At 73.3% G+C, this 12,516-nt stretch carries 8 protein-coding genes; 7 read left to right on the top strand and 1 reads right to left on the bottom strand.

From position 1 onward, the window contains the following. Positions 1-14 precede the first annotated feature (14 nt). Positions 15-1,433, top strand: coding sequence for a sugar porter family MFS transporter (locus ABZ861_RS17240; RefSeq protein WP_361630639.1), 1,419 nt, complete (start codon positions 15-17; stop codon positions 1,431-1,433). A 417-nt stretch (positions 1,434-1,850) separates the two neighbouring features. Continuing rightward, the gene (ftsY, locus tag ABZ861_RS17235) at positions 1,851-3,062 is read left to right on the top strand and encodes a signal recognition particle-docking protein FtsY (RefSeq protein ID WP_361630636.1); all 1,212 of its coding nucleotides are present in this window, start codon (positions 1,851-1,853) and stop codon (positions 3,060-3,062) included. 204 nt (positions 3,063-3,266) lie between these two features. Here the strand turns inward: ftsY and ABZ861_RS17230 are convergent, their stop codons facing one another. After that, the gene (locus ABZ861_RS17230) at positions 3,267-3,935 is read right to left on the bottom strand and encodes a bifunctional DNA primase/polymerase (RefSeq protein WP_361630633.1); all 669 of its coding nucleotides are present in this window, start codon (positions 3,933-3,935) and stop codon (positions 3,267-3,269) included. Positions 3,936-4,383: 448 nt separating this feature from the next. Between ABZ861_RS17230 and ABZ861_RS17225 the strand changes: the two genes are divergently transcribed. The 5 genes from ABZ861_RS17225 to ffh all read left to right on the top strand — a co-directional run bounded on the left by ABZ861_RS17225 (position 4,384) and on the right by ffh (position 12,424). Beyond that, positions 4,384-5,865, top strand: coding sequence for a hypothetical protein (locus tag ABZ861_RS17225; protein WP_361630630.1), 1,482 nt, complete (start codon positions 4,384-4,386; stop codon positions 5,863-5,865). A 359-nt stretch (positions 5,866-6,224) separates the two neighbouring features. After that, positions 6,225-7,499: an ammonium transporter gene (locus tag ABZ861_RS17220; RefSeq protein WP_361630627.1), complete on the top strand. Its 1,275-nt coding sequence runs from the start codon at positions 6,225-6,227 to the stop codon at positions 7,497-7,499. Then, positions 7,496-7,834 carry a P-II family nitrogen regulator gene (locus ABZ861_RS17215; RefSeq protein ID WP_086730248.1) on the top strand — a complete coding sequence of 113 codons (339 nt, stop codon included), beginning with the start codon at positions 7,496-7,498 and terminating at the stop codon, positions 7,832-7,834. Before ABZ861_RS17220 ends, ABZ861_RS17215 begins: the two co-directional genes overlap by 4 nt. A gap of 25 nt (positions 7,835-7,859) precedes the next feature. Beyond that, positions 7,860-10,346, top strand: a complete 2,487-nt coding sequence (locus ABZ861_RS17210) for a [protein-PII] uridylyltransferase (RefSeq protein ID WP_361630624.1) — start codon at positions 7,860-7,862, stop codon at positions 10,344-10,346. A 530-nt stretch (positions 10,347-10,876) separates the two neighbouring features. Continuing rightward, positions 10,877-12,424 carry a signal recognition particle protein gene (gene ffh / locus ABZ861_RS17205; RefSeq protein ID WP_361630621.1) on the top strand — a complete coding sequence of 516 codons (1,548 nt, stop codon included), beginning with the start codon at positions 10,877-10,879 and terminating at the stop codon, positions 12,422-12,424. Positions 12,425-12,516: the final 92 nt, after the last annotated feature.

Raw genomic sequence — 12,516 nt, 5'->3', positions numbered from 1 at the left:
CCCGAGGAGTACACGTGACCAGCACAGCGCAGGCGCCCAGGCCAGGAGCCGGCACGGCTCACCCCGATCATCTCGGGCATGTCGTCTTCATCGCCGCGGCGGCGGCCATGGGCGGCTTCCTCTTCGGCTACGACAGCTCCGTGATCAACGGCGCCGTCGAGGCCATCCGGAGCCGTTACGACATCGGCTCCGCCGCGCTGGCCCAGGTCATCGCCATCGCCCTGATCGGCTGCGCCATCGGCGCCGCGACCGCCGGCCGCATAGCGGACCGCATCGGCCGCATCCGCTGCATGCAGATCGCCGCCGCCCTGTTCACCGTCAGCGCCGTCGGCTCCGCCCTGCCGTTCGCCCTGTGGGACCTCGCTTTGTGGCGCATCGTCGGCGGCTTCGCCATCGGCATGGCCTCGGTCATCGGCCCGGCCTACATCGCCGAGGTCGCCCCGCCCGCCTACCGCGGCCGGCTCGGCTCCTTCCAGCAGGCCGCGATCGTCGTCGGCATCGCCGTCTCGCAGCTCGTCAACTGGGGGCTGCTGAACGCGGCGGGCGGCGACCAGCGCGGGCGCCTGATGGGCCTGGAGGCGTGGCAGGTCATGCTCGGCGTGATGGTCGTCCCGGCCGCCCTGTACGGCCTGCTCTCCTTCGCCATCCCCGAGTCCCCGCGCTTCCTGCTCTCCGTCGGCCGCCGTGAGCGCGCCCGGGAGATCCTCGCCGAAGTCGAGGGCAAGGGAACCGACCTCGACGCCCGCGTGGCCGAGATCGAGCACGCCATGACGCGCGAGCACAGGTCCAGCTTCAAGGACCTGCTCGGCGGCGGCTTCTTCTTCAAGCCGATCGTCTGGATCGGCATCGGCCTGTCGGTCTTCCAGCAGTTCGTCGGCATCAACGTCGCGTTCTACTACTCCTCGACGCTGTGGCAGTCGGTCGGCGTCGACCCCGCGGACTCGTTCTTCTACTCCTTCACGACGTCGATCATCAACATCGTCGGCACCGTGATCGCGATGATCTTCGTGGACCGCGTCGGCCGCAAGCCGCTCGCCCTCATCGGCTCGGTCGGCATGGCGCTCGGCCTCGGCCTGGAGGCGTGGGCGTTCTCGCACCACCTCGTCGACGGCAAGCTGCCCACTGCGCCCGGCCTGGTCGCCCTGATCGCCGCCCACGTCTTCGTGCTCTTCTTCGCCCTGTCGTGGGGCGTGGTGGTCTGGGTCTTCCTCGGCGAGATGTTCCCCAATCGGATCCGCGCCGCCGCCCTGGGCGTGGCCGCCGCCGCCCAGTGGATCGCCAACTGGGCGATCACCGCGAGCTTCCCGTCGCTGGCCGACTGGAACCTCTCCGGCACCTACGTGATCTACGCGGTCTTCGCCGCGCTCTCCATCCCGTTCGTCCTGAAGTTCGTCAAGGAGACGAAGGGCAAGGCGCTGGAGGAGATGGGCTGAGGAGATGGGCTGGGGATACGCTCCCCAGCCCCGAAAACTCGAGGAGCGGGCCACCATCCCCCGCTGACCGCCCCTCGGCACCCGGAACGCGTACGGCCCCGGCTTCCCCGTAGAAGCCGGGGCCGCACGCGTTCCAGCAGGCTCAGCGGAGGGGCCCGCGCCCACCGCGCCTTGGACCCGCGCGGGGGTTCGAGGGCGCCGTCGCGACCGACGGCGGCCTCGGGCACTCTCCGCGCGCAGGCGCAGGCGCGGGCCGGACCGACGACCCGTATCGCGAGCAGTCGTATCGCGAAGGCGCAGGCGCGGGCCGGACCGCCGTCCTCCGATCCGGTTCACGGCCTTCCGCGGTCTTTCCCTCGCGCGCGGGACGCCGCAAACGGCCTCGGGCCGGGAGCCATGCTTGATACTGGACGCGTTATGGAAACCATCATCCTTGCTGTAGTCATCGCCGTGGTGGTGCTCGGCGCGCTCGGCGGGCTCGTCGTCGGCAGCCGGCGGAGGAAGCCGCTGCCCCCGCCGCCGCCCAGCCCGCCCGACATCACCGCCCCTCCGGCCGAGCCGTCCGTCGGCGAGGAGGCCGAGACGCCGCGCGACGAGCCGCGGCGGACGATCGAGGAAGTGGACCTTCCGGACGGCTCGTCTCCCGTCGCCGTGGAGGAGCCGCCCGCGGTCGAGGAGCTATTGGCGCCGGAGATCGAGGTCCCGGCGCCCACCGCCGGCCGCCTGATCCGGCTGCGCTCCCGTCTCTCCCGGTCGCAGAACGCCCTGGGCAAGGGCCTGCTCACGCTGCTGTCCCGAGAGCACCTGGACGAGGACACCTGGGAGGAGATCGAGGACACGCTGCTCACCGCCGACGTCGGCGTGCAGCCCACCCAGGAGCTGGTCGAGCGCCTGCGCGAGCGCGTCCGGGTGCTCGGCACCCGCACCCCCGAGGAGCTGCGCGCCCTGCTCCGCGAGGAGCTGCTCACGCTGGTCGACCCCGCCATGGACCGCACGGTGAAGACCGAGCCCGCGACGAGCAAGCCGGGCATCGTGATGGTCGTCGGCGTCAACGGCACCGGCAAGACCACCACCACAGGCAAGCTGGCGCGCGTGCTGGTGGCCGACGGCCGCAGCGTGGTGCTCGGCGCCGCCGACACCTTCCGCGCCGCCGCCGCCGACCAGCTCCAGACCTGGGGCGAGCGGGTCGGCGCGTACACCGTGCGCGGGCCGGAGGCAGGCGACCCCGCCTCCGTCGCGTTCGACGCGGTGAAGGAGGGCAAGGAGATGGGCGCCGACGTGGTGCTCATCGACACCGCCGGGCGCCTGCACACCAAGACCGGTCTCATGGACGAGCTGGGCAAGGTCAAGCGCGTGGTGGAGAAGCACGCCCCGCTGGACGAGGTGCTGCTCGTGCTCGACGCCACCACCGGCCAGAACGGCCTGGTCCAGGCGCGGGTCTTCGCCGAGGTGGTCGACATCAGCGGCATCGTGCTCACCAAGCTGGACGGCACCGCCAAGGGCGGCATCGTCATCGCGGTCCAGCGCGAACTGGGCGTCCCGGTCAAGCTGATCGGTCTCGGCGAGGGGCCCGACGACCTCGCCCCGTTCGACCCGGAGGCGTTCGTCGACGCCCTCCTCGGAGACTGACCCCGCCCTTCTCGCCCCTTCCCGACGGCGCCGCGGCGCCCGCCCCCACCAGTGGGGCGGGCGCCGCCGCCATGAGAAGCCAGCGCCGCCATGAGAAGCCGCCCCCTACGAGCGGCCACGGCCACGTGCGGCCACGGCCACGAGAAGCTACGGCCACGAGCGGCCACAGCGCCGCGGGCCCTGCGCAGCAGTGGGGGAGGGGCGCTACTGGGCCGGAGACCGGTGGGCCACGTACGCCAGGGCACCGAGGAGGAGGCGGGCCTGCGGCGGGTTGCCGGCCGTGTCCAGGGCGGGCGGGCGCAGCCAGCGGGCCGGCCCCCGGCCGCCGCGGTCGGAGGGCGGCGCCGTCAGATAGGTCCCCGGGCCGAGACCGGTCAGGTCCAGCGAGGCGGGGTCGTCCCAGCCCAAGCGGTACAGCAGGCGGGGCAGCTCGGCGGCCGCCCCGGGGGCGACGAAGAAGTGGGCGCGGCCGTCCGGGGAGGCGGTCACCGGGCCGAGCGGGAGGCCCATGCGCTCCATCCGGGCCAGGGCCCGCCGCGCGGCCGGCTCGGCGACCTCGATCGCGTCGAAGACGCGCCCGACGGCCAGCATCACCGCGGCCCCGGGCAGCTCGGCCCAGGCCCGGGTCGCCTCGTCCAGCGTGGACCCGGCGGGGATCCCGGGCGCGAAATCCAGCGGATGGGCGCCGGGATCGGGGCAGTCGTCCCGGCCGCAGGAGCAGGCGCCGCCGGCGGCCCGCGCGCCCCGCACCACGTCCCAGCCCCACAGTCCGGTGTACTCGGCCACCGCCGTGCACTCCGACGAGCGGTCGGGCCGGCCGCGCCGCCGCGCGCCGGAGCGGATCTCGCGAATGCCGCCGATCGTGAAGCCCATGCCCCCTCCAACGGGTCCGCCGCCTCGCCGGTTACGTGAGGGATGCGGATCGCCTCTGTGTATGCATCACGTGTCCCGGCGCCGTCGCGGCCGGGTGGCGCTCGACGGCGTTGCGGGTGGTGCGCCCGGCGACGCGTGCCCCGTTGTGCGCCATTCCGTCGACCGGGCGTGGTTCGGTGTCAAGTGAATCGCGCGAAGGCCACGGGGGATTCATTCGAAGGGGTGGCGAATGGTGGCGTTTCTGCGAACCGCATGGCCGGACGGGTGATCGCGGCACTACGGTGAGTGCGCGAGTCCCAGGGGCACATGCCGAAATGGACATGCCGGAGGCAAGTCGGTCTTCCGTTCGACGAGTGACGATCGCGGGACGCGGGCCGGTGTCGACGGGCATTCTGAAGAGTGCTCCAGCCCACTCGGCGGCGAGCAGTCTCAGGAATGGGGGCGTTCAGTGAGCGGCAACGGCGGCAGCGGTGCGAACGCTGCGTATGCGGACAAGCGCCCCAACGAGCTGCTCACCTCGTGGTTCGTGCGCAGCGGCTGGTCCAAGGGCGAGCTGGCCCGCCAGGTCAACCGCCGGGCCCGGCGTCTGGGCGCGAACCACATCTCCACCGACACCTCGCGGGTGCGCCGCTGGCTGGACGGGGAGAACCCGCGCGAGCCGATCCCCAGGATCATGTCCGAGCTGTTCTCCGAGCGCTTCGGCTGCGTGGTCTCCGTCGAGGACCTGGGGCTGCGCGCCGCCCGCCCGACGCCCGCCGCGACCGGCGTGGACCTGCCCTGGACGGGCCCGCAGACGGTCGCCCTGCTCAGCGAGTTCTCGCGCAGCGACCTGATGCTGGCGCGGCGCGGCTTCCTCGGGACCTCGCTGGCGCTGTCCGCGGGCCCGTCCCTCATCGAGCCGTTGCAGCGCTGGCTGGTGCCCACCGCCCAGGCCGCCTCCGGCGAGCCCGAGTCGGCCGCCGCCCGCCGCCCCGGCCGCCTGTCCCGGCCCGAGCTGGAACTGCTGGAGACCACCACCCGGATGTTCCGGCAGTGGGACGCCCAGTGCGGCGGCGGCCTGCGCCGCAAGGCAGTCGTCGGGCAGCTCCACGAGGTGACGGACCTGCTCCAGGAGCCGCAGCCCCAGGCCACCACCGGGCGCCTGTTCAAGGTCGCCGCCGAACTCGCCGAACTGGCGGGCTGGATGAGCTACGACGTGGGCCTCCAGCCCACCGCGCAGAAGTACTTCGTGCTCGCCCTGCACGCGGCCAAGGAAGCGGGCGACAAGTCCCTCGGCTCCTACATCCTGTCCAGCATGAGCCGTCAGATGATCCACCTCGGCCGTCCCGACGACGCTCTGGAGCTGATCCACCTCGCCCAGTACGGCAGCCGGGAGTGCGCGGGCCCGCGCACCCAGTCCATGCTGTATGCGATGGAGGCCCGCGCGTACGCCAACATGGGCCAGCCCGGCAGGTGCAAGCGCGCCGTGCGGATGGCCGAGGACACCTTCGCCGACGTCGACGACTGGGGCGGGCCCGAACCCGACTGGATCCGCTTCTTCTCCGAGGCCGAGCTGTACGCGGAGAACTCGCACTCCTACCGCGACCTCGCCTACGTCGCCGGCCGCAGCCCCACCTACGCCTCGCTCGCCGAGCCGCTGATGGAGAAGGCGGTCCAGCTCTTCGCCCACGACTGCGAGCACCAGCGCTCGTATGCGCTGAACCTCATCGGCAAGGCCACCGTCCACCTGCTCCAGCGCGAGCCCGAGGTGAGCACGCGGTATGCCGTGGACGCCATGCGCGTGGCCAAGAAGGTCCGTTCCGAACGGGTGAACACCCGTATCCGCAAGACGGTCGGCGCCGCCGCCCGCGACTACGGCGACGTCGCCGAGGTCATCGACCTGACCGAGCAGCTCGCCGTCGAACTGCCCGAGACCGCCGAGGCCGTCTGACCCGCCCGCCGCAGCGCCGGACTCCCCAGAACCCCGGCCGCGGCCGGTCCTCCCGAACTGCCCGACTCGGCTCCCCCGTGCCAGGTCGTCGGAGGGCCGCCGCGGCCGGCCCGGCGTCCTGCCGAGGCCCTGTCCGGCGCCGCGTGCCGCGGGCGTCGCACCGCCGGAGGCGGGCGCACCGCGCGTGACCCGCCTGACTCCGGCGTTTCACCTGGGCGTAACGCGCCCGTGGCCTTCGTCACCTCCAGGAAACATTTCCGCGTGCTCCGCGAAACCGTCCTGAGTCAGTCTCTGGACCTAGTCGACGCCGTAGTCGCAGGCATCCGCACAGGACCTTTCCGCAGAAGGAGTCTCAGGCCTTGAATGTTGGAGATACCGGATTCGTACTGATCAGCGCAGCGCTGGTCATGGTGATGACGCCGGGCCTCGCCCTCTTCTACGGCGGTATGGTCCGCACCAAGAGCACCCTCAACATGCTCATGATGTCCTTCGTGTCCCTGGGCATCGTCAGCGTGCTGTGGGTGCTGTACGGACACTCGCTCGCCTTCAGCGGCGACGTCGGGGGTTTCGTAGGCAACCTCGACCTCGTCGGGCTGAAGGGCGTCCATGGCGACACCCTGATACAGAACTTCGCCGGCCGGAAGATCCCGGTCTTCGCCTTCTCGCTGTTCCAGATGCTGTTCGCGGTCATCACCCCGGCCCTGATGAGCGGCGCGCTCGCCGACCGGGTGAAGTTCAGCTCCTGGATGGTCTTCGTCGCCGTCTGGGTCACCGTGGTGTACTTCCCGGTCGCCCACTGGGTGTGGGGCGGCGGCTGGCTCGCCAAGCTGGACCCGGCCGTCATCGACTTCGCGGGCGGCACCGCGGTGCACATCAACGCCGGCATCGGCGCGCTGGCGGCCGTCCTGGTGGTCGGCAAGCGGGTCGGCTTCAAGAAGGACCCGATGCGGCCCCACAACCTGCCGCTGGTCATGATCGGCACGGCCCTGCTGTGGTTCGGCTGGTTCGGCTTCAACGCCGGCTCCGAGCTGGCCGCCGACGGCACCGCCGCCAACATGGCGCTGAACACCCAGGTCGCCACGGGCGCCGCGATGCTCGGCTGGCTGGCCTACGAGCGCATCCGGCACGGCGCGTTCACCACGCTGGGCGCCTGCTCCGGCGCCGTGGCCGGACTGGTCGCGATCACCCCCTCCGGCGGCAACGTCAACGTGTTCGGCGCGCTGCTGATCGGCGTGCTCGCGGGCGCGATCTGCTCCTGGGCGGTCAGCCTCAAGTACAAGCTCGGCTTCGACGACTCCCTCGACGTGGTCGGCGTCCACATGGTCGGCGGTGTGATCGGCACGCTGCTGGTCGGCCTCCTCGCGATCAACGGGGCCGGCGGGCTGAGCCAGTTCGGCTCCCAGGCCATCGGCGCCTTCTCCGTCATGGGCTACACCTTCGTGGTGACCTACCTGCTGGCCCTCGTCATCCAGAAGACCATCGGCTTCCGGGCGAGCGAGGAAGACGAGGTCACCGGCCTCGACCAGAGCGCGCACGCCGAGACCGCGTACGACTACAGCGGGACCGGCGGGGGACTCTCCAGCGTCGCCACGGCCTCCGTCTCCGCCTCCGCGACCAAGAAGGTGGACGCATGAAGCTCATCACCGCCGTCGTGAAGCCCCACCGGCTCGACGAGATCAAGGAGGCCCTCCAGGCCTTCGGCGTGCACGGCCTCACGGTCACCGAGGCCAGCGGCTACGGCCGGCAGCGCGGCCACACCGAGGTCTACCGGGGCGCCGAGTACACGGTCGACCTGGTGCCGAAGATCCGCATCGAGGTGCTGGCCGAGGACGACGACGCCGAGCAGTTGATCGAGGTCGTGGTCAAGGCGGCCCGGACGGGGAAGATCGGTGACGGCAAGGTCTGGTCCCTCCCGGTCGACACGGCCGTACGGGTGCGGACCGGCGAGCGCGGCCCGGACGCGCTCTGAACCGCACGAGGACGGGAGTCACCGGGTGACGGACACGGATCAGCGCGACCAGGCAGACGACCCGGGACCCGGCGGCTACGCGGCGGCCCGGCTGCGCCTTCTCACCGAGGAGGCGCGGTCCGGGCCGCCGCGCCGCGCCGGCCTCGCCCGGCTCACCGACGACTGGCTGGCCGGCCTGTTCGACGCGGCGACGGCCCAGACGGCCGGCGGACCGCCGCGCGGCGTCTGCCTGCTCGCCGTGGGCGGCTACGGGCGCGGCGAGCTGTCCCCGCGCAGCGACCTCGACCTGCTCCTGGTGCACGACGGCAGCGACCCGGGCGCGGTCGCCGCGCTCGCCGACCGGCTCTGGTACCCCGTGTGGGACCTCGGCATCGCCCTCGACCACTCCGTGCGCACCCCCGCCGAGGTCCGCACCGCGGCGGCCGACGACCTCAAGGTGCAGCTCGGGTTGCTCGACGCCCGCTGCCTCGCGGGCGACCGCGGCGCCGCGGCAGCCCTGCGCACCACGGTGCTCGCCGACTGGCGCAACCAGGCGCCCAAGCGCCTGCCGGAACTGCGCGAACTGTGCGCCGACCGCGCCGAACGCCACGGCGAGCTGCGCTACCTGCTGGAACCTGACCTCAAGGAGGCTCGCGGCGGTCTGCGCGACGCCACCGCCCTGCGCGCCGTCGCCGCCTCCTGGCTGGCCGACGCCCCGCGCGAGGGACTCGACGACGCCCGCCGCCGGCTGCTCGACGTGCGCGACGCCCTGCACCTGACCACCGGCCGCGCCACCGACCGGCTCGCCCTCCAGGAGCAGGACCAGGTCGCCGCGGAACTGAACCTGCTGGACGCCGACGCGCTGCTGCGCCAGGTCTACGAGGCGGCCCGCGTCATCGCCTACGCCAGCGACGTCACCTGGCGCGAGGTGGGACGCGTGCTCAAGGCACGCGCCGTGCGGCCGAGGCTGCGCGCCATGCTGGGCGGCGGCAAGCCGACCGCCGAGCGCACCCCGCTGGCCGACGGGGTCGTGGAGCAGGACGGCGAGGCGGTGCTCGCCCGCACCGCGCGCCCCGAACGCGACCCGGTGCTGCCGCTGCGCGCCGCTGCCGCCGCCGCCCAGGCGGGCCTCCCGCTCTCCCCGCACGCGGTGCGCCGCCTGGCCGCCGCCGCGCGCCCGCTGCCCGCCCCCTGGCCCGCCGAGGCCCGCGAACAGCTCGTCACCCTGCTCGGCTCCGGCCGCCCCACCGTCGACGTCTGGGAGGCGCTGGAGGCCGAGGGCCTGATCACCCGGCTGCTGCCGGACTGGGAGCGGGTGCGCTGCCGCCCGCAGCGCAACGCGGTCCACCTCTGGACCGTCGACCGCCACCTGATCGAGACGGCCGTCCGCGCCGCCGCGCTCACCCGCCGCGTCGGCCGCCCCGACCTGCTCCTGGTCGCGGCCCTGCTGCACGACATCGGCAAGGGCTGGCCCGGCGACCACAGCGAGACGGGCGAGACGATCGCCCGGGACGTCGCCGCCCGGATCGGCTTCGACCGCGCCGACGCCGCCGTGCTCGCCGCCCTCGTCCGCCATCACCTGCTGCTCGTCGAGACCGCCACCCGGCGCGACCTGGACGACCCGGCCACCCTCCGCGCGGTCGCCGAGGCGGTCGGCGACCAGAGCACCCTGGAGCTGCTGCACGCCCTGACCGAGGCGGACGCGCTGGCCACCGGCCCGGCCGCCTGGTCGTCCTGGCGGGACGCGCTCGTCGCCGACCTGGTCCGGCGGGTCTCGGCCGTGCTGGCAGGCGACCTGCCCGCCGAGTCCGCACCGGACGCGGCGCCCAGCGCGGAGCACGAGCGGCTCGCCGTCGAGGCGTGGCGCACCGGCGGCCCGGTCCTGGCGCTGCACGCCCGGACCGAGCATCCCGCGGAGGATTCCTCTGACGAGTCCTCCGAGGAGTCCACCGGGCCCGGCCCGCTCGGCGCGGAGCTGCTGATCGCCGTGCCCGACCAGCCCGGCGTGCTGCCCGCGGCCGCCGGACTGCTCGCGGTGCACCGGCTCACCGTCCGCACGGCCGAACTGCGCACCCTGGACGTGCCCGGCGGCGCCGGCGACGGGGACGTCCTGCTGCTGCAATGGCGGGTCGCCGCCGAGTACGGCTCGCTGCCGCAGGCCGCCCGGCTCCGCGCCGACCTGGCGCGGGCCCTGGACGGCTCCCTGAACATCCCCGGCCGGCTCGCCGAACGGGACGCCGCCTACCCGCGCCGCCGGGGCCTGACGGCGCCCCCGCCGCGGGTGACGGTCGCACCGGCGGCCTCCCGGCACGCCACTGTGATCGAGGTCCGCGCCCAGGACGCGCCGGGGCTGCTGTTCCGCATCGGACGGGCGCTGGAGGACGCCAAGGTGCGCGTGCGCAGCGCCCACGTCTCCACCCTCGGCGCCAACGCCGTGGACGCCTTCTACGTCACCGACCCGACAGGCGACCCCCTCCCCGCCGAGGAGGCCACCTCGGTGGCCCGACGCCTGGAGGAGACGCTACGGGGGTGATCCCTGGGCCCCGCTCCCGTCCCCGGGGGCGGGCTCCGGGAACGGGGTGCGTCGCGTGACGGGCCCCGTCCGGGGGTCCCGAGGGCGCTTGCGGTTGTACGGCTCCCGGGGCCGCGCGCGGCCCCGGCCATCCGGGGCGAGGGGGCGCGCCTGGCGTACGCGGGGTGGGTCCGTCTCCAGCGGTGAGGACCCCCGGGCCGTCTCCGGCCGCCCGGGGTCCGGGGCCGTTCCCGGCCGCGCGGGTTCTCGGGCCGTTCCCGGCTGTGCGGAGCCCGCAGCCGTTCTGGGCCGCACGAGATTCCGCGGCCGCCCCCGGCCGTGCGGGGTCCCGGCGTACCGGCCGCGCGGGGACGCGGGGGACCTGCGGGACGGTGGGGCGTGGGGCCCGCGGGGGAGCGGTTTCGGGCCCGGCGGCACGGCTCCGCGGCGACCCCGGCGGTCGGGTGCGGCGGAGGGGGATGATTCGCTTGCTTCGCCGGATACCCTTAAAGCAGCTCAGACCGCCCCCGACTCCGAGGACCGACGCCGCCGTGTTCGATACTCTCTCCGACCGCCTCTCAGCGACCTTCAAGAATCTGCGCGGCAAGGGGCGCCTGAGTGAGGCGGACATCGACGCCACCGCGCGCGAGATCCGGATCGCGCTCCTGGAAGCGGACGTGGCGCTGCCCGTCGTCCGCACGTTCATCAAGAACGTCAAGGAGCGCTCTCTCGGCGCCGAGGTGTCCCGGGCGCTGAACCCGGCCCAGCAGGTCCTCAAGATCGTCAACGACGAGCTGGTGACCATCCTGGGCGGCGAGACGCGCCGCCTGCGCTTCGCCAAGCAGCCGCCGACCGTGATCATGCTGGCCGGTCTCCAGGGCGCGGGCAAGACCACCCTGGCGGGCAAGCTCGGTCACTGGCTGAAGGAGCAGGGCCACTCGCCGCTCCTGGTCGCCTGCGACCTCCAGCGCCCCAACGCCGTCAACCAGCTCAGCGTCGTCGCCGAGCGGGCCGGCGTCGCCGTCTACGCTCCCGAGCCGGGCAACGGCGTGGGCGACCCGGTCAAGGTCGCGAAGGACTCCCTCGACTTCGCCCGGACCAAGGTCCACGACATCGTGATCGTGGACACCGCCGGCCGCCTCGGCATCGACGCCGAGATGATGCAGCAGGCCGCGGACATCCGCGACGCGGTCTCGCCCGACGAGATCCTGTTCGTCGTCGACGCCATGATCGGCCAGGACGCCGTGAACACGGCGGAGGCGTTCCGCGACGGCGTCGGCTTCGACGGCGTGGTGCTCTCCAAGCTCGACGGCGACGCCCGCGGCGGTGCGGCGCTGTCGATCCGCCAGGTCACCGGCATGCCGATCATGTTCGCGTCCAACGGGGAGAAGCTCGACGACTTCGACGCCTTCCACCCGGACCGGATGGCCTCCCGCATCCTCGACATGGGCGACCTGCTCACCCTGATCGAGCAGGCGGAGAAGACGTTCAGTCAGGAAGAGGCCGAGAAGATGGCCTCCAAGCTGGCGTCCAAGAAGGGCCAGGACTTCACGCTCGACGACTTCCTGGCCCAGATGGAGCAGGTCCGGAAGATGGGCTCCATCTCCAAGCTGCTCGGCATGCTGCCCGGCATGGGGCAGATCAAGGACCAGATCAGCAACATCGACGAGCGCGACGTGGACCGCACCGCCGCCGTCATCAAGTCGATGACCCCCGGTGAGCGCCAGGACCCGACGATCATCAACGGCTCCCGCCGCGCCCGCATCGCCCGGGGCTCCGGCGTCGAGGTCAGCGCGGTGAAGAACCTGGTCGAGCGGTTCTTCGAGGCCCGCAAGATGATGTCCCGCATGGCCCAGGGCGGCGGGATGCCCGGCATGCCCGGCCTCCCGGGCATGGGCGGCGGCCCCGGCCGGCAGAAGAAGCAGCAGAAGCAGGCCAAGGGCAAGCAGCGCTCGGGCAACCCGATGAAGCGCAAGCAGCAGGAGCAGGAGGAGGCCGCGCGCCGCGCCGCCGCGGCTCAGGGCGGCGGCGCCCTCGGCCTGCCGCAGCAGGGCCAGGACTTCGAGCTGCCGGACGAGTTCAAGAAGTTCATGGGCTGATCCGAGGATCCGAGCACTCCGCGAGCTGACCGCCCCGGCCCGCGCGCACCGCGCCCGCCGGGCCGTACGGCGCTGAGGGCGCCCCCCGCGCG

Source organism: Streptomyces sp. NPDC046985, from assembly GCF_040644415.1.
GTDB lineage: Bacteria > Actinomycetota > Actinomycetes > Streptomycetales > Streptomycetaceae > Streptomyces.
This window is presented reverse-complemented; position numbering and strand designations above follow the sequence as displayed.